The organism is Paraburkholderia sp. BCC1884 (assembly GCF_900996225.1).
Classification (GTDB): domain Bacteria; phylum Pseudomonadota; class Gammaproteobacteria; order Burkholderiales; family Burkholderiaceae; genus Paraburkholderia.
Genome location: NZ_CAAJGL010000134.1, coordinates 316,479 through 334,214 on the forward strand (window position 1 = coordinate 316,479; position 17,736 = coordinate 334,214).

16 protein-coding genes and 1 tRNA gene are annotated in these 17,736 nt (G+C 63.8%); 11 read left to right on the top strand and 6 right to left on the bottom strand.

What is annotated here, in order from left to right; genetic code table 11:
- Positions 1–5: 5 nt before the first annotated feature.
- Positions 6–1,190: an acetylornithine transaminase gene (locus tag FQ705_RS30740; protein ID WP_144148251.1), complete on the bottom strand. Its 1,185-nt coding sequence runs from the start codon at positions 1,188–1,190 to the stop codon at positions 6–8.
- 249 nt (positions 1,191–1,439) lie between these two features.
- Between FQ705_RS30740 and FQ705_RS34240 the strand changes: the two genes are divergently transcribed.
- Positions 1,440–1,577 (top strand): hypothetical protein, encoded by a 138-nt coding sequence (locus FQ705_RS34240; protein ID WP_186308079.1) that lies wholly within the window; start codon positions 1,440–1,442, stop codon positions 1,575–1,577.
- Here FQ705_RS34240 and FQ705_RS30745 read toward each other — a convergent pair.
- Positions 1,574–2,605, bottom strand: coding sequence for a CDP-6-deoxy-delta-3,4-glucoseen reductase (locus FQ705_RS30745; protein ID WP_144148253.1), 1,032 nt, complete (start codon positions 2,603–2,605; stop codon positions 1,574–1,576). The two genes, FQ705_RS34240 and FQ705_RS30745, sit on opposite strands and share 4 nt — an antisense overlap.
- 95 nt (positions 2,606–2,700) lie before the next feature.
- Here FQ705_RS30745 and FQ705_RS30750 point away from each other — a divergent pair, with 95 nt between their 5' ends.
- The gene (locus FQ705_RS30750) at positions 2,701–3,726 is read left to right on the top strand and encodes an NAD-binding protein (RefSeq protein ID WP_144148255.1); all 1,026 of its coding nucleotides are present in this window, start codon (positions 2,701–2,703) and stop codon (positions 3,724–3,726) included.
- A gap of 109 nt (positions 3,727–3,835) precedes the next feature.
- On the opposite strand, the gene FQ705_RS30755 is transcribed toward FQ705_RS30750, so the two are convergent.
- Both FQ705_RS30755 and FQ705_RS30760 read right to left on the bottom strand, forming a co-directional pair.
- A complete protein-coding gene (locus FQ705_RS30755) occupies positions 3,836–4,024 on the bottom strand; it encodes a hypothetical protein (RefSeq protein WP_144148257.1) in 189 nt (62 codons plus the stop codon).
- A gap of 167 nt (positions 4,025–4,191) precedes the next feature.
- On the bottom strand, positions 4,192–4,902 hold the full coding sequence (locus tag FQ705_RS30760; protein WP_144148259.1) for a pseudouridine synthase: 711 nt from the start codon (positions 4,900–4,902) through the stop codon (positions 4,192–4,194).
- A 368-nt stretch (positions 4,903–5,270) separates the two neighbouring features.
- Here FQ705_RS30760 and FQ705_RS30765 point away from each other — a divergent pair, with 368 nt between their 5' ends.
- The 8 genes from FQ705_RS30765 to FQ705_RS30800 all read left to right on the top strand — a co-directional run bounded on the left by FQ705_RS30765 (position 5,271) and on the right by FQ705_RS30800 (position 14,760).
- Positions 5,271–6,245, top strand: a complete 975-nt coding sequence (locus FQ705_RS30765; protein WP_144148261.1) for a MurR/RpiR family transcriptional regulator — start codon at positions 5,271–5,273, stop codon at positions 6,243–6,245.
- Positions 6,242–7,237: an isoaspartyl peptidase/L-asparaginase family protein gene (locus FQ705_RS30770; protein ID WP_144148263.1), complete on the top strand. Its 996-nt coding sequence runs from the start codon at positions 6,242–6,244 to the stop codon at positions 7,235–7,237. The genes FQ705_RS30765 and FQ705_RS30770 overlap by 4 nt, the downstream gene beginning before the upstream one ends.
- A 69-nt stretch (positions 7,238–7,306) precedes the next feature.
- Entirely contained in the window at positions 7,307–9,229 is a 1,923-nt protein-coding gene (locus tag FQ705_RS30775; protein ID WP_144148265.1) for a dipeptide ABC transporter ATP-binding protein, read from the top strand.
- A 95-nt stretch (positions 9,230–9,324) separates the two neighbouring features.
- Positions 9,325–10,887: a glutathione ABC transporter substrate-binding protein GsiB gene (gene gsiB, locus FQ705_RS30780; RefSeq protein ID WP_144148267.1), complete on the top strand. Its 1,563-nt coding sequence runs from the start codon at positions 9,325–9,327 to the stop codon at positions 10,885–10,887.
- 124 nt (positions 10,888–11,011) lie between these two features.
- Positions 11,012–11,932 carry a glutathione ABC transporter permease GsiC gene (gsiC, locus tag FQ705_RS30785; protein WP_144148269.1) on the top strand — a complete coding sequence of 307 codons (921 nt, stop codon included), beginning with the start codon at positions 11,012–11,014 and terminating at the stop codon, positions 11,930–11,932.
- Positions 11,933–11,939: 7 nt separating this feature from the next.
- The gene (gene gsiD / locus FQ705_RS30790) at positions 11,940–12,845 is read left to right on the top strand and encodes a glutathione ABC transporter permease GsiD (RefSeq protein ID WP_144148271.1); all 906 of its coding nucleotides are present in this window, start codon (positions 11,940–11,942) and stop codon (positions 12,843–12,845) included.
- A 2-nt stretch (positions 12,846–12,847) separates the two neighbouring features.
- On the top strand, positions 12,848–13,927 hold the full coding sequence (locus FQ705_RS30795; protein ID WP_409934751.1) for a P1 family peptidase: 1,080 nt from the start codon (positions 12,848–12,850) through the stop codon (positions 13,925–13,927).
- The gene (locus FQ705_RS30800; RefSeq protein ID WP_144148275.1) at positions 13,927–14,760 is read left to right on the top strand and encodes a M55 family metallopeptidase; all 834 of its coding nucleotides are present in this window, start codon (positions 13,927–13,929) and stop codon (positions 14,758–14,760) included. The genes FQ705_RS30795 and FQ705_RS30800 overlap by 1 nt, the downstream gene beginning before the upstream one ends.
- 74 nt (positions 14,761–14,834) lie before the next feature.
- Here FQ705_RS30800 and FQ705_RS30805 read toward each other — a convergent pair whose 3' ends face one another.
- On the bottom strand, positions 14,835–15,833 hold the full coding sequence (locus tag FQ705_RS30805; protein ID WP_144148277.1) for an alpha/beta fold hydrolase: 999 nt from the start codon (positions 15,831–15,833) through the stop codon (positions 14,835–14,837).
- Between the two features lie 211 nt (positions 15,834–16,044).
- Here FQ705_RS30805 and FQ705_RS30810 point away from each other — a divergent pair, with 211 nt between their 5' ends.
- Positions 16,045–17,430, top strand: a complete 1,386-nt coding sequence (locus tag FQ705_RS30810; RefSeq protein ID WP_144148278.1) for an amino acid permease — start codon at positions 16,045–16,047, stop codon at positions 17,428–17,430.
- A gap of 194 nt (positions 17,431–17,624) precedes the next feature.
- Here FQ705_RS30810 and FQ705_RS30815 read toward each other — a convergent pair.
- Positions 17,625–17,709 (bottom strand) — tRNA-Leu (locus tag FQ705_RS30815).
- Positions 17,710–17,736 lie beyond the last annotated feature (27 nt).

Genomic DNA, 17,736 nt, shown 5'->3' on the forward strand with positions numbered 1-17,736 from the left:
TCGGATTAGAGCGTGTCGAGAATCGAACGCAGCATCGCCATCATCTGGTCGATTTCTTCGTTCGTCACGTTCAGCGCCGGCATGAAGCGCAACAGGTTCGGACGCGCCGCGTTCAGCAGCAGGCCGTCGGGCTGCATGTCACGTGCTTTCTCGACGATCTGGTTGCCGATGTCCTTGCCGAGCAGCAGCGCCCGCAGCAGGCCTTCACCGCGCTCGCCCTCGAAACCGCGCTCTTCCGACAACTCCAGCAGCTTTGCGCGCAGATAGTCGCCGCGTGCGCGCACGCCTTCGAGGAAGCCCGGCGCGGTCAGTTGCGAGATCACCGAGTAGCCGACTGCGGTCATCAACGGATTGCCGTTGTAGGTGCCGCCCTGGTCTCCGGCTTCGAATACGGCCACGTCCGCTTTTGCGAGCAGGGCCGCGAGCGGCACGCCGCCGCCGATGCCCTTGCCGAGCGTCATGATGTCCGGCTCGACGCCCGACAGCTCGTACGCGAACAGCGTGCCGGCACGGCCGCAGCCGCTTTGCACTTCATCGACGATCAGCAGCAGGTTGTGCTTTTTCGTCAGATCGCGCAGTTGCTGCATGAATTCGCGCGTGGCCGGAATCACGCCGCCTTCGCCCTGAATCGGTTCGAGCATCACGGCGACGGTCTTCGCGTTGATCAGCTTTTCCACTGATGCGATGTCGTTCAGATCCGCCTTCGGAAAGCCCGGCACTTGCGGCGCGTAGATCGTGTCCCAGCCCGGCTTGCCGCTGGCCGACATGGTGGCGATCGTCCGGCCGTGGAAGCTGTGGTCGAACGTGATGATTTCGAACGCGCCGTCCTTGTGCTTCTTGCCCCACTTGCGCGCGAGCTTGATCGCGCCTTCGTTGGCTTCCGCGCCGCTGTTGGCGAAGAACACCTTGTCGAAGCAGCTGTGCTGCGTGAGCAGACCCGCGAGTTGCGCCATGGGCTGGTTGTAGAAGGCCGGCGACGGGTTGATCAGCAGCCTGGATTGCGTGTTCAGCGCTTCGATCATGCCGTCGTTGCAATGACCGAGGCTGTTGACCGCCCACCCCTGGATGAAGTCCAGATAGCGCTTGCCGTTATTGTCGTAGAGCCACGAGCCCTTGCCGTGCGTGAAAACGATTTCGGGCCGGTTCGTGATGTACATCAGCGACTCGATCGGGTACTCAGTGAAATTCATGACGGCAGGCTCCAGACAACGGGTGAGGGTGGGCGAGAAGTGGCCAGACAAGAAACAACGGCCGGAAAAACAAAAAAGCCACGGCATGCCGTGGCTTTCATGATTCGAACTGCTTGCACCTTGGTGTGGCGCGAATCCGTGACGAAGCCAGCGGCGTCCCTAAGGGAGCGGCGAGCGGCGGCGTCGGAGTTCGGATTGGATGCGGTTCATGCGCGAAAGAATACGACAAGGAAAGCGCTGGTGTAAACCATGAATTTGCACAAATGTGTGCTGCACGACGTCAGGATGAGTTTGACAGCGTGCCTGTTTCAGTTTCATGAACGGCGCGATCGTTACTCGATTGCGTCGTTCGCGCCTTTGCAACTCGATATTGAACTGCGCTTTTAAACCGCGTTCACCAGATCCGCTGCGCTCGTAAACGAGTCCGCATAAAACTCGTCTTCCGGCAGACCGTGATGCTGCGTGAAATCGCGCTGCGCCGATTCGACCATCACCGGCGCGCCGCACGCATACACCTGATACGCCGACAGATCCGGCAGGTCCTCGATCACCGCGCGATGCACGAAGCCGACGCGGCCCGTCCACGCATCGTTCGCGTCCGGTTCCGACAGCACCGGCACGAACTTGAAGTTCGGAATCTCACGCGCCCACTGCTCGGCCAGTTCGAGCAAATACAGGTCTTTCTTACGACGCGCGCCCCAGTAAAGCGTCATCGGCCGATTCAGGTTCTTGAACACTGCGTGCTCGACGATCGCCTTGAGCGGCGCGAAGCCCGTGCCCGAGGCCAGCAGCACGATCGGCTTGTCCGAGTCTTCACGCAGGAAGAACGTGCCGAGCGGCGCTTCGAAGCGCAGGATGTCGCGCTCGTTCATCGCGCCGAACACGTGGTCGGTGAATGCGCCGCCGGGCATATGGCGAATATGCAGCTCGATCGGGCCTTCCGCGTGCGGTGCGCTCGCCATCGAATAGCTGCGACGCTTGCCGTCCTTCAGAATGAATTCGAGGTACTGGCCGGCCAGATATTGCAGGCGTTCGTTGGCGGGCAGTTGCAGCTTGAGCACGACGACGTCGTCGGCCTTGCGCTCGATCGCGTTCACGCGGCACGGCAGCTTCTTGACCTGCACGTCGCCGACGCCGGCCACTTCGCGGACATCGACTTCGAGATCGGTGCACGCGGTCGCGCAGCAAAGCAGCGCCATGCCGCGCGTCTTTTCGTCGTTCGACAAAGCCGACGACGAATGCGCGCGCTGCTCGATCTCGCCGCTGATCACCGTGCCCTTGCATGAACCGCAAGCGCCGTTCTTGCAGCCATACGGCAGGCCGATGCCTTGGCGCAAGGCGGCGCTCAGCACCGGTTCGTCCTGTTCTACCTGAAACTGCCGGCCGCTTTGCCGGAGCGTGACGTTAAAAGCCATAGAGTGTTCGAAATCGAAAAATCGGTAATCGTTATCGGATCCGCGGCAGCCACTGCGCGGTACCTGCCGTGCTTGACGGCTACAATGCGTCCACCATGAAAGCGACACGAAATCTACGCCGGCCGCGGGTGTTAATCGTTGGTTGCGGCGATGTCGGCATGCGCTGCGTGCCCTTGCTGCGACAACGTGCACATGTCTTCGCGCTGACCAGTCAGGCGGACCGCTGCGCCGAATTGCGCGCTGCGGGCGCTACGCCGCTGGTCGGCGATCTCGATGCGCGCCGCAGCCTGAAACGGCTCGCGGGCCTCGCGCCGACCGTGCTGCACCTCGCGCCACCGCAAAAAACCGGCGACGACGACCGGCGCACCCGTGCCTTGCTCGCCACGCTCGGCGCACCGCGCGCTGCGCGGCTGCGCGCCGCACGTGGCGCTGTGGCGCCGATGGGGCGGCTGCGCCGCGTTCGTGCCTCGTGGGCGGAATCTGAGACAGCCGATATTGTACCCGACGGGGTACCCCGGACCGCGGGTACGCGCACGCCGGTTCGGCTCGTCTATGCCAGCACGACAGGCGTCTACGGCGACTGCGGCGGCGCGTGGATCGACGAGACGCGCGTCACGCAGCCGGCCAATGCGCGCGCGAAGCGCCGGGTGTCGGCCGAGCGCCAGTTACGGCGCGCGAATGCGCGTGGCGTGGTCGCGGCCAGCATCGCACGCATTCCGGGCATTTACGCCGGCAATCGCCTGCCACTCGCACGGCTCGAAAAAGGCACGCCGGCCCTGACCGATGCCGACGACGTCTACACCAACCATATCCACGCCGATGATCTCGCGGCGATTCTCGTCCGTCTGGTCGCCCGTGGTCGACCGGCGCGCGTGATCCACGCGTCCGACGATTCGTCGCTGAAGATGGGCGAGTACTTCGATGAGGTGGCGGATGCCTTCGGGCTGCCGCGTCCGCCGCGCATCACGCGCGAGCAGGCCGAACAGCAGATCGAGCCGACCTTGCTGTCGTTCATGCGGGAGTCCCGGCGGCTCGTAAACCGGCGCCTGAAAGAGGAGTTGCGCGTGCGTCTGCGCTACCCGAGCGTGGCGGACTTTCTGCGCGACGGCGTGAAGACTTAAGGGCCTGGCCCAAAACCGCAGCAAAACATCGCCCGCGCCAGGCGCTGCCCGGCGACATCCCACGCGCGTCGTGCCGGGCTTAGGCCTCGGCGTCGCGCGACCCGACTGCCTACGTCAACGCCGGCAATGCTTCTAGCAGCAGAAAGCACAGCATCGCGCCGATCAGTGCGCCGATCAGGTTCGGATGATAGTCGTGTCGCAACCGCATCGTGACCAGCAATCCGCCGATCAGGACGAGTCCGAGGCATAGAAAAACAATCATCACGTTCGAAATATGAATCGTGTCGTGGATGACCATGGCGCCCCTCCTTGAACCCTTTGTAGTCTTTGTTTAAACGAGTATAGGGCGGGGTGTAAGGAAGATCATGCTGCGACGCAGCGCGCCGATGGCCACGCCAGGCCGCCGTGTGCGGTGGCGCACAAGCTTTTGCTGCTGCATCAAGGCTTTAAAGGGGCACTACCGGTTTACCCGCTCCGTAAAGATCCGAGGTCGCTTTCGTCGAGCCATTGCCACGCGCCGGGGGCCAGCGCCGCGGGCAGGCTCAGGCCGCCGATCCGTTCGCGATGCAATCCCTCGCAGCGGTTGCCGGCCGCCGCGATCATCCGCTTGACCTGGTGGTATTTGCCTTCCATGACCGTGAGCGCGAGCGTGTGGTCGTCGCGCGCCTGAGCGTCGACTGCGGCGATCGGTTTGGGCTCGCCGTGCAGCAGCACGCCGTCGCGCAGCGCGTTCAGTTGCGCATCATCCAGCGCGTGGCGTGTGGTCGCCACGTACACCTTCGGCACCTTGCGTTTCGGCGAGGTGAACAGGTGCACGAACTTGCCGTCGTCGGAGAGCAGCAGTAAGCCCGTGGTGTCCTGGTCGAGGCGGCCCACGCACTGCACGCCGCGCTCGGCGAATTGCGGCGGCAACAGGCTGAACACGCTCAGATGATGCTGCGGGTCGCGCGAACATTCGTAGCCGGCCGGCTTGTTCAGCAGCAGATAGGCATGCTCGCGATACGGCCAGTCGATGCCGTCCACGCTGAAGCGCAACGTGTTGTCGCGAGTGGGGAAGTCGGCGTCGGGATCGGTGCACAGCGTGCCGCCGAGGCTCACGCGCGCGTCCCTGATCAGGGCGCGGCATTGACGGCGCGAGCCGAAACCTTGAGTGAAGAGGATGCTTTCGAGATTCATGGCGAGCGAAGAATAACACCGCAAGCTACGGCGCGCGGCCGGTTGGCACGCTGCCCGGCGCGGAGATCAGCGAACGCTGTGGGGCATGGCGCGTGTCTCGTTGCCGCGGCTGCCGCTTTTCTCAAGCAGGCGTTGATGATCTTCGCGGCGCCGGCCGCGCGCCTGACGGACAGCCCCGAGGAGAGCGCGGCGGCTGGTTGAAAATGAATTTTCATTGCGCAGCGGGCGCCGCGTGCGTGAATCGCGCTGCCTGCTGCGCACCGACCCGGAAAAACCCTCGGAAATGAAAATGAATTTTTTTCGGCGAGATTTCTATGTAAATATACTTTCATTCATTTAGATTACGGTCGCGTCAGCGACACGCTCGCATGATCCATCAACCGCCTGTTGCTTCCAGTGCTGCCGAGCAGGCAATCGCCACGCGTATCGCGGCGGCAATGCCGACCCTCACGCCGATTCACCGGCGCATGGGCGACTATGTGCTGGCCAATCTGTTTCGCGCGGCGACCATGCGGATCGACGAACTCGCGAGCGTGGTCGGTGCGTCGGTGGCGACGGCGAACCGCTTTGCCCGCGCCTTGGGTTTCGACGGCTATCCGCAGTTCCGCGAGGCGCTCGTGCGCGGCTTCGAAGCGACGCTCGCGCCGGTCGAGCGCTTGCGCAGCGCGCAGGAATCGCTCGCGGCCGGCGACGACGTCGTCGACGCCTCGCTCGAACAGGCCGCCAACAATCTCCACGCCACCCGCACGGCGATCGACAACGCCGCTGCCGAAGCCGCCGTCGAAGCGATCATCGCCGCGCGCCGCGTGTTCGTGCTCGGCTACGGCGCGAGCGCTTTTCTCGCGGGCCTGATGGAACACGGCCTGATGCCGTATCACGACAACGTCCAGTCGCTCGCGTTGATGGGCGGCCCGTCCCATGCCGCGCGGCGTCTGTTTGCCTGCAACGGGGGCGACCTCGTGATCGGCATCGCGTTTCCGCGTTATGTCGAAGACACCATCGAACTCGCTCGCCGCGCGGCGAGCCGGGGCGCTCGCGTGCTCGCCCTGACCGACAGCCCGCGCTCGCCGCTCGCGCAATTTGCCGATCTCTCGCTCTATATCCGCGCCGACCGGCGGCTCGCGGCCAATGCCGATTCCGCCGTGCTGGCCGTGATCGAGGCGCTGTGCGACGCGATCGCGTATCGCACGAAACGCTCGGTGAAGGCCGCCGCCGAAGTCAGCGAATTCGTCTTGCCCTGGCTCGTCGCGGGCCAGAGCGGAAGCGACCCCACCAACGAAAAGCCGGTGCGCGCCAGCCGAACGGCGCGCGCGACTCAAGCCAAACCAAAAGCCAAACGATGAATTCCAACGCAGTCATTGCCATTCACGGCGGGGCAGGGACGATCCTGCGCGCGTCGATGTCGGCCAGCGCCGAAGCCGACTACCACGCCGCCTTGCATGCCGTGCTGAGCGCCGGCCAACGCATCCTCGCCGACGGCGGCAGCGCGCTCGACGCCGTCAGCGAAGCCGTGCGGCTGCTCGAAGAATGTCCGCTCTTCAACGCGGGTCACGGGGCGGTCTACACCGCAGCCGGTACGCACGAACTCGACGCGGCGATCATGGACGGCAGCACCCTCGAAGCCGGCGCGATCTGCTGCGTGAAGCGCGTGCGCAATCCGATTCTGGCGGCGCGTCGCGTGCTGGAGCGCAGCGAACATGTGCTCTTCACCGGCGAAGGCGCGGAAGCATTCGCCGCCGCACAAGGGCTCGAATTCGTCGAGCCCGAGTATTTCCATACCGAGGCGCGACATCGCCAATGGCTGCTCGCGCGCGATCAGCAACGCGCCGTGCTCGATCACGACGGCGCGACGCTCGCTGCCGCGTCGTCTTCGAACCGTGACGACGACCCCACACCGCACGAGCCCATCGATCCGAACCGCAAGTTCGGCACCGTCGGCGCGGTCGCGCTCGATCAGCACGGCCACGTGGCGGCGGCGACCTCCACGGGCGGCGTCACCAACAAGCAGGTCGGCCGCGTCGGCGATACGCCGCTGATCGGCGCGGGCTGCTATGCGGACGACGCTACCTGCGCGGTCTCGACCACCGGCTCCGGCGAAATGTTCATGCGCATGGTCGCGGCCTACGACGTCGCGGCGCAAATGGCCTATCGCAACGTCTCGCTGCAGGAAGCGGCCGAGGACGTCGTGATGAAGCGTCTGCCGAAGATCGACGGACGCGGCGGTCTGATCGCCGTCGACGCACGCGGCAACGTCACGCTGCCCTTCAATACCGAGGGCATGTACCGTGGTTTTGCACGGGTTGGGGAAACGCCGGTGACGGCGATCTATCGTTAGTCACGAGTGCGTTCGACCGGATCCGGTTTGAATCCTGGTAGCGCCACGTTCGAAATCAAAGGAACCACCGTGCCGACTTCATCGCACACTGCCCGTCCGCTCAATGAAACCTTGCCGCCGCAATGTGTGCTCGCGGTCGATGATCTGTCGGTCGCGTTTCGCAGTGGAGAGCGAACCGTCAACGCAGTGCGCAATCTGTCGTTCACGGTCGAGCGCGGCGAGACGCTGGCGATCGTCGGTGAATCGGGTTCCGGTAAATCGGTGACTTCGCTTGCGTTGATGCGGCTGATCGAGCACGGCGGTGGGCGCCTGGCCGGCGGCAGCATCGCGTTCCGGCGTCGCGACGGCAAGGTGCTCGATCTTGCGAAAGCGTCGTCCGGCACGATGCGCTCGATTCGCGGCGCCGATATCGCGATGATCTTCCAGGAGCCGATGACGTCGCTCAATCCCGTGTTCACGGTCGGCGATCAGATCAGCGAAGCGATCGCCTTGCATCAGGGCAAGAGCCGTTCCGCCGCGCATGCCGAAACGCTGCGCCTGCTCGAACTCGTGCGCATTCCCGAGGCGCGGCGCGTGGCGGCGCGTTATCCGCATCAACTGTCGGGCGGCATGCGTCAACGCGTGATGATCGCGATGGCGCTTTCGTGCAAACCCGCCTTGCTGATCGCCGACGAGCCGACCACCGCGCTCGACGTGACGATCCAGGCGCAGATCCTGCAACTGATTCGCGGCTTGCAGGACGAGATGAACATGGGCGTGATCTTCATCACGCACGACATGGGCGTGGTCGCCGAAGTGGCCGACCGCGTGCTGGTGATGTATCGCGGCGAGAAGGTGGAAGAGGGAACCTCCGACGCAATTTTCGCCGCGCCGGCGCATCCTTATACGAAGGCACTGCTGGCTGCCGTGCCGCGATTGGGTGCGATGCAGGGCACGGACCGGCCGGCCAGGTTTCCGATTCTCACGGTCGAGCAGGCGAGTTTGAGCGGCACCGACGATGCCGTGCTTCCCGCTGCCGCCGTCGCGCAAGAAGCGCAGCCGCCGGTGCAGGACAGCACGCCGCCGATTCTGCGCGTGCGCGATCTGGTCACGCGTTTTCCGGTGAAGAGCGGCGTGTTCGGCCGCGTGACGGGGCGCGTCCATGCGGTCGAAAAAGTCAGCTTCGATTTGCGGCCCGGTGAAACGCTCGCGCTGGTCGGCGAGTCGGGTTGCGGCAAATCCACCACGGGTCGTTCGTTGCTGCGCCTCGTCGAAAGTCAAAGCGGCTCGATCGAATTCGACGGCAAGGAAATCAGTTCGCTGACCGGCCCTGCCTTGCAGGCGCTGCGCCGCGATATCCAGTTCATTTTCCAGGACCCGTTCGCGTCGCTGAATCCGCGTTTGACGGTGGGCTTCTCGATCATGGAGCCGTTGCTCGTGCACGGCGTCGCGCAAGGTGCCCAAGCGCAGGCGCGCGTGGCGTGGCTGCTGGACAAAGTCGGTCTGCCGCCCGAAGCCGCACGCCGCTATCCGCACGAATTCTCGGGCGGTCAACGTCAACGCATCGCAATCGCGCGTGCGCTTGCCCTGAATCCCAAGGTGGTGATCGCCGACGAATCAGTGTCCGCGCTCGACGTCTCCGTGCAGGCGCAGATCGTCAACCTGATGCTCGATCTGCAACGCGAACTCGGCGTTGCGTATCTGTTCATTTCGCACGACATGGCGGTGGTCGAGCGCGTCAGCCATCGCGTCGCCGTGATGTACCTCGGCCAGATCGTCGAGATCGGGCCGCGCCGCGCGGTGTTCGAAGCGCCGCAGCATCCGTACACGAAGAAGCTGATGGGCGCGGTGCCGGTTGCCGATCCCGCGCGCCGGCACGCCAAACGCATGCTCGCCGCCGACGAGATTCCCAGCCCGATTCGCGCGCTACACGACGAGCCGGTGGTGGCGCCGCTGGTAGCGGTCGGGCCGGATCACTTCGTCGCGCGACACAGCATCGGCGGGGCTTACTGACACGGCTTACCGGACCCCGCAACAAAGCCAAGCAAACAAGACTTTCTCTCGCAGCCAACCAACCTGTTTCCATTTTGCAGCCTGGAGCCAACCTCATGAACCTGCTGGTCCCGTCTTCTTCGTTTCGTTTGCGCACGCTGATCAGCGGCGGCGCGGTGATGTTCGCGATGCTCGCCGGCAACGCGGCGCACGCCGACACCACGGCCGTGATGGCCGTCGCCTCGACCTTCACGACGCTCGATCCGTACGATGCCAACGACACGCTCTCGCAGGCCGTCGCCAAATCGTTCTATCAAGGCCTGTTCGGTTTCGACAAGGACATGAAGCTGGTCAACGTGCTCGCCGATAGCTACGAAGCGAGCCCGGATGCAAAGGTTTATACGTTCAGGCTGCGCCACGGCGTGAAGTTCCAGGACGGCACCGACTTCAACGCCGCAGCGGTGAAAGCAAACTTCGACCGCGTGACCGATCCGGCGAACAAGCTCAAGCGCTACAACATGTTCAACCGCATCGAGAAGACCGAAGTGGTCGACCCGTACACGGTGAAGATCACGCTGAAGGCGCCGTTCTCGGCATTCGTCAACGTGCTGGCGCATCCGTCGGCGGTGATGATCTCGCCGGACGCGCTGAAGAAGTACGGCAAGGACATCGCCTTCCATCCGGTCGGTACGGGTCCGTTCGAACTGGTGAAATGGGACCCGGCGGGCGATCTGACGGTCAAGAAATTCGCCGGCTACTGGAAGAAGGGCTACCCGAAGGTCGATGCGATCGACTGGAAGCCGGTGGTCGACAACAACACGCGCGCCGCGCTGATGCGAACCGGCGAAGCGGATTTCGCCTTTCAGGTGCCGTTCGAACAGGCTGCGCAATTGCAGGCGAGCCCGAAGGTGGACCTGATCGCCTCGCCGTCGATCATTCAGCGCTATATCAGCCTGAACATGAACCAGAAGCCGTTCGACAACCCGAAGGTGCGTGAAGCGCTGAACTACGCGATCAACAAGGACGCATTGACCAAGGTCGCGTTCGCCGGTTATGCGACGCCCGCCGACGGCGTGGTGCCGCAAGGCGTCGACTACGCGGTCAAGCTCGGGCCGTGGCCGTACGATCCGGCCAAGGCGCGCGAGTTGCTGAAAGAAGCCGGCTATCCGAACGGTTTCGAAACCACGCTGTGGTCCGCGTATAACTACTCGACCGCGCAGAAGGTGATCCAGTTCGTGCAGCAGCAACTCGCGCAGGTCGGTATCAAGGCGCAGGTCGAAGCGCTCGAAGCCGGTCAGCGTGTCGCCAAGGTGGAAAGCGCGCAGGACGCCGCCACCGCGCCGGTGCGCATGTACTACGCGGGCTGGTCGTCGTCGACGGGTGAAGCCGACTGGGCGATCACGCCGCTGCTCGGCTCGGTGTCGTTCCCGCCGAAGATGGTCAACACCGCGTACTACAGGAACGACGCCGTGGACAACGATCTGAAGCAGGCGCTCGAAACCACCGACCGTACGCAGAAGGCCGCGCTCTACGCCGACGCGCAAAAGCGCATCTGGGCCGACGCGCCGTGGATCTTCCTCGTCAAGGAAAAGGTCGTGTACGCGCGTAGCAAGCGACTGTCGGGTGCGTATGTGGCGCCGGACGGCTCGTTCAATTTCGACGAGATCGCGATCAGGTGATGCACCGGCCGTGCGGACCGGCGGTTTCCTTCGGGGACTCGCCGGACTGCATGGCGATTGTTTTCGCGCTTGCTCTTGCGCCGAACGCGCGCTTCGTTGCCGCCTCATTGCCGGATTGGGTTTCATGCTGAACTTCCTCGTCAAACGTCTCTTTGGCCTGCTGCCGACGCTTTTCATCGTCGCCGTGCTGGTGTTTCTGTTCGTGCATCTGCTGCCGGGCGATCCGGCGCGGCTCGCCGCCGGTCCCGAAGCGGACGAGGCCACCGTTGCGCTGGTACGCGCCGATCTCGGTCTCGACAAGTCGATGCCGCAGCAATTCGCCAGCTTCTTCGTGAAGATCGCGCACGGCGATTTCGGCATTTCCACGCGCAGCAAGCGGCCGGTCAGCGAGGAAATCGGCGAGCGCTTCATGCCGACATTGCTGCTGACGCTGGCCAGCATGGTGTGGGCGGTGGTGCTCGGGATGGGCATCGGCATCGTCTCGGCGGTGTGGCGCAATCGCTGGCCCGACCGGCTCGGCATGACGCTCGCCGTGTCCGGCATTTCGTTTCCGGCCTTCGCGCTCGGCATGCTGCTGATGGAAATTTTTTCGGTGAAGCTCGGCTGGCTGCCGATCGTCGGCGACGGGTCGTGGAAGAGCTATGTGCTGCCTTCGCTCACGCTCGGCGCGGCCGTCGCGGCGGTGATGGCGCGCTTCACGCGGGCCTCGTTCGTCGAAGTGATGAACGAAGACTTCGTGCGCACCGCGCGTGCCAAAGGTGTGCCCGAGCCTCTGGTGATCGTCAAACACTGCCTGCGCAATGCCATGATTCCCGTCATCACGATGATGGGTCTGCAATTCGGTTTTCTGCTGGGCGGCTCGATCGTGGTCGAAGTGGTGTTCAACTGGCCAGGCCTCGGACGCCTGCTGGTCGACGCCGTGTCGATGCGCGATTACCCCGTGATTCAGGCCGAAGTGCTGTTGTTCTCGTTCGAATTCATCGTCATCAATCTGGTCGTGGACGTGTTGTACGCCGTGATCAACCCGACCATCCGTTTCAAGTGAGGCCCGCATGAGCACGTCCGCTACCGAGCCGGGCACGGCCAGAATCGTCGCGACCGAAAGCGCGATCCGCACGCCGTGGAGCGAATTCTGGCGCAAGTTCCGCAAGCAGCAGGTGGCGCTCGGCGCCGGCATTTTCGTGCTGCTGCTGATCGTGGTCGCGATTGCCGCGCCGCATATCGTGCCGTACGACCCGGAGAATTTCTTCGACTACGACGCGTTGAACGCAGGTCCTTCGGCGGCGCATTGGTTTGGCGTCGATTCACTGGGCCGCGATATTTTCAGCCGCATTCTGGCGGGTTCGCGCATTTCGCTCGAAGCAGGCTTTCTCTCCGTGGCGATCGGCGCGCTGATCGGCACGTTTTTCGGCTTGCTGGCGGGTTACTACGAAGGCTGGTGGGATCGCATCACGATGCGCGTGGCGGACGTGCTGTTCGCTTTCCCGGGCATTCTGCTTGCCATCGGCGTGGTGGCGATTCTCGGCAACGGCATGATCAACGTGATCTGCGCGGTGGCGATCTTCAGTATTCCGGCCTTCGCGCGACTCGTACGCGGCAATACGCTGATGCTGAAACAGCTTACGTATATCGAAGCGGCGCGCAGTATCGGGGCGTCGGACTGGACGATCATCGTGCGGCATATTTTGCCGGGGACGATTTCGTCGATCGTGGTGTACTTCACGATGCGGATCGGCACGTCGATCATCACGGCCGCGAGTCTGTCGTTTCTCGGACTCGGCGCACAACCGCCGACCCCGGAGTGGGGCGCAATGCTCAACGAAGCGCGCGCCGACATGGTCACCGCACCGCATATCGCGCTGTTTCCGAGCCTCGCCATTTTCCTGACGGTGCTGGCGTTCAACCTGCTCGGCGACGGTCTGCGCGACGCGCTCGATCCGAAGCTCGACCGGGCATGAACGTGACAGCGCTTCATGACGCGCCGCATATCGGCGTCTTGCCGCGTGGTCCGCTCGGCACGATCGCCGACGTAGACGGCGTGAGCGTAGGCCATTGCACGCTCGATGACGGCGCACGGCAAACCGGCGTGACGGTGATTCGTCCGCACGCCGGCGATCCGTTTCTCGACAAGGTGCCCGCGGCCGTTTCGGTGATCAACGGGTTCGGCAAAAGCATTGGGCTCGTGCAGGTCGACGAACTCGGCACACTGGAAACGCCGATTGCAATGACCAACACGTTCGGCGTCGGCGCGCTCGCGCAGGCGCAGATTCGTGCGGCGATTCGCGCCAATCCGCAGATCGGGCGTGAATGGTCGACGGTGAATCCGTTGGTGTTCGAATGCAATGACGGCTATCTGAACGATATTCAGGCGATGGCGATCGGCGAACAGCATTTCAGTGATGCCTACGCTGCCGCGAATGCGAACGTCGCGAGCGGTTCGGTTGGCGCAGGGCGGGGCATGTCGTGCTTCGATCTGAAGGGTGGGATTGGCAATGCGTCGCGCGTGATCGAGGTCGCGGGGCGCAGCTATACCGTCGGCGCGCTGGTGCTGGCGAACTTCGGCCGTCTGCCGATGCTGACTGTCGACGGTACGCCGCTCGGGCGCTTGCTTGCCGAACGCGCTAAAGCTGCTACGACGGCGCAAGCCGGAACGGCGGCGACACCGGAGCAAGGCTCGATCATCATGATCGTTGCCACCGACGCGCCGCTCGATGCGCGTCAACTCAAGCGTTTGTCGCTGCGTGCGGCGGCGGGTCTGGCGCGCACCGGCGCTGTGTACGGCCACGGCAGCGGCGATATCGCACTCGCATTCTCGACGGCCTACACCGTGCCGCATCAGGCGGACTTCATCACGCTGCCGCCGTTGCTCGCCGATGAGCGCCTCGACCCACTCTTTCGCGCTTGTGCGGACAGCGTCGAACAGGCCATTCTCGACGCCTTGTGGAGCGCGCAATCCGTGACGGGCCGCGACGGTCATCGACGTCTTTCGCTGCGCGACAGCGTCCCCGATCTTGTTCACCTACTCGAGCCTATCCGCTGATGAAAGTCCTTGTTTCCGCTGACATCGAAGGTGTGGCCGGCGTGTTTCACCCCGAACAAACGCGCGCCGGCAACGGCGAATACGAAGCCGCTCGCCGCTGGATGACGCTCGAAGCGAACGCCGCGATCGAAGGCGCGTTCGACGGCGGCGCCACCGAAGTGTGGGTCAACGATTCGCACGGCGGCTTTCGCAATCTCTTGCCCGACCTGCTCGATCCGCGTGCCCGGGTCGTGCTCGGCAAACCGCGCACACTCGGCATGATGGCCGGACTCGAATACGGCGCGGCGCTGGTGTTCATGATCGGCTATCACGCGATGTCGCAAACGCGCGGCATCCTCGCGCATACGATCAACAGCTTTGCGTTTGCGCGCGTCGCGCTGAATGGCGTGGAGGTTGGCGAAGCGGGGGTGTATGGCGCGCTCGCCGAAGAATATGGCGCGCGGGTGGCGCTTCTATCCGGCGACGACGTCTTCGCCGAGGAAACCGCACCACGTTTTCCCGGCGCTCGTTTTGTCGTCACCAAGCAGGCGACGGGGCACGCCAGCGGTGTGACGCAGTCGCTTGCGAATACGCGTCAGGCGCTTGCGACGGCCGCGCGTGAAGTCGTAGCGCAGCATCTCGCCGAAGGACGTGCACCGCAAGCCGCACGTCGCGAACCAGGCGCCGTCGAATGCGAGCTGCGGGTGCAGACCAGCGCGCTGGCCGATCTGTTCTGCCAATGGCCGACCCTCACGCGCCTCGATGCGGTGACGCTGCGCTTCGAGGCGGCATCGGCGGAACATGCAGTGCGGATGCTGAACTGTCTGTCGGCGATGTCGTTCATGCTGCGCTGAAATGCTGTGAGCTCGACGGGTGCATAGGCGCGACACCGCTCGCGCGCCCTCGCGCCGGTTCGCGCCGATTCGCACTATTGCTGCCGGCTCAATTCGCGCGCCGCATGATCGATGACTTCGGCGATCGCGGCCGCGTGGGACACCGGCGCCAGGTGGCTCGATGCGATCGGCGTGACCTTCGCATTCATGCGCTCGGCCATGGACCGTTGGAGGTCCGGTGAGACCGCCTGGTCCCTGGTGGTCAGCACGTACCAGGTCGGCTTTTCCCGCCACGCAACGTGGCTCACTTTCTCGCCGAACGCTTTCTTCGCGATCGGCTGCTGGGCGGAGGCGAGCACGCGCGTCAGGTTCTCGGGTACATCCGCAGCGAAATCGGCATGATATTTTGTCCGATCGAGCCAGAGGAAGCCGCCTGGGTCTTCGATCATGCTTTGGCCTGCAGGCATCGGCGCACCTTGCTTGAGCAGATCCATCGCCGATTCGTGCAGGTCAGGCGCGATCGCCGCGACGTAGACCAGACCCGCGACGTTCGGCGCATTCGCGCCAGCCTCGGTGATCACGACGCCGCCCCACGAGTGTCCCACCAGCATGGTCGGACCGTCCTGCCGCGCGAGCACGCGACGCGTCGCGGCGACATCGTCGGCGAGCGAGGTGAGCGGGTTTTGCACCGAACTCACGTGATAGCCCTTGCGCTGCAATTGTGCGACCACGCCATTCCAACTCGAACCGTCGACGAACGCGCCGTGCACCAGCACGACATTGCGTACCGGGCCGCTCATGGGAACGGGAGGCAAGGGCGCAGGTATGGTCGCCGACGAGACGGGCCTCGGCAATGCCGCCGCGGGCGCCATCTGGGCGGGCGCGGGCGCTTGAGCAGGCGCCGCGACCGGCGCCGGTGCTTCGGGGGCGCTGGACTCCATGCCGGGCATGTCCGGCATCTGGGTCGGTTCGTCCGCAGGCGCGGCGGTCGGCGCCATTTGCGTCGGAGCAGGAGCCGGAGTTTGGGCGAGGGCGGCGGCCCCCGCCAGGCAGAGACACCAAACAGCGGCGCAAAACAGACGTTTGGGCGACATGTTGAATCTCCGAAGGCTGAAACCTCGACTAGGGCAACATACAGAAGCCCCCTGCCAGTGACAATCACAATCCATGCCGTTAAGTGCGGCGCAGAACCAAGCGCGGGTTGCTCCCAGTACTTAGCTTTTTTCGGCCACGGTAAAATTACCGGTTCTGCCGGACCGGCACGCAAGCCCGGTCGGCGATCGAGATCCACACTGAGGCGTAATTTTGGATAGTGCACAACAGCAGGACGGCCTGAAGCGCGGGCTGAAGAATCGACATATTCAGTTGATCGCGCTCGGCGGCGCAATCGGCACGGGTCTCTTTCTCGGGTCCGCCAGCGTGCTACAGGCCGCCGGCCCGTCGATGATTCTCGGCTACGCGATCGGCGGCATCATTGCGTTCATGATCATGCGTCAGCTGGGCGAGATGGTCGCGCAGGAACCGGTGGCCGGCTCGTTCAGCCACTTTGCGTACAAGTACTGGGGCGATTTCCCCGGCTTTCTGTCGGGCTGGAATTACTGGGTGCTGTACGTGCTCGTGAGCATGGCGGAACTCACCGCGGTCGGCACGTATGTTCACTACTGGTGGCCCGGTGTGCCCGCGTGGGTGTCGGCGCTGGTGTGTTTCGTGGGCATCAACGCGATCAATCTGGCTAACGTCAAAGCGTACGGCGAAACGGAATTCTGGTTTGCCATCATCAAGGTCGTGGCGGTGATCGGCATGATCCTGTTCGGCGGCTATCTGCTGATCAGCGGTCACGGTGGGCCGCAAGCTTCGATCACCAATCTATGGAGTCACGGCGGCTTTTTCCCGCACGGTTTTCATGGCCTCTTCATGATGCTCGCGGTCATCATGTTCTCGTTCGGCGGTCTGGAGTTGATCGGCATTACGGCCGCCGAAGCCGACGAGCCGCAGAAGAGCATTCCCAAGGCCGTGAATCAGGTGATCTACCGGATTCTGATTTTCTACATCTTCTCGCTGGTGGTGCTGCTTTCGCTGTATCCGTGGAATGAAGTCGCGGCCGGCGGCAGCCCGTTCGTGATGATCTTCTCGCAGATCGGTTCGACGCTGACCGCGAATGTGCTCAACGTGGTGGTGCTGACGGCGGCGCTGTCGGTCTACAACAGCGGTGTGTATGCGAATAGCCGCATGCTGTACGGTCTCGCGGAGCAGGGCAATGCGCCGCGCGCGCTGATGAAGGTCGATCGGCGCGGCGTGCCGTATATGGCGATCGGGCTGTCGGCGCTGGCGACGTTCACGTGCGTGATCATCAACTATCTGATCCCGGCTGAAGCGCTCGGTCTGCTGATGTCGTTGGTGGTGGCGGCGCTGGTGCTGAACTGGGCGCTGATCAGCCTGACGCATTTGAAGTCGCGCAAAGCGATGGTTGCCGCGGGTGAAAAACTCGTCTTCAGGTCGTTCTGGTTTCCGGTCAGCAACTGGATCTGTCTCGCCTTCATGGCGCTGATCCTCGTGATTCTGGCGCTGACGCCGGGCCTGTCGGTATCGGTTTGGCTCGTGCCGGTTTGGCTAGTCGTGATGTGGGCCGGCTATGCATTCAAACGCCGGCGCGCGGCGCCACACGGCGGTGCGGGAATCGCCGGGCGATAACTCTGCTGGGAGTCGCTGCACAGGTGGCGTGAGTGCGATTGTTGCGCTCACGCTATTCGAGTTGGTGTGAGTCCGGTTTATCCCGGTCGAGTTTGCGCGTGCCGTTTCAGGCAAGCCAGAAACAACAAACCCCGCAGGCAGCAAACGCTGGCGGGGTTCGGGGCAAAGCAAAACAACCGGTCAATCAAACTCTTTGGTGCCCAGGGCCGGAATCGAACCGGCACGCCTTGCGGCGGGGGATTTTGAGTCCCCTGCGTCTACCAATTTCACCACCTGGGCAGGTCTTCGAGCGTACGCGTCATCAGT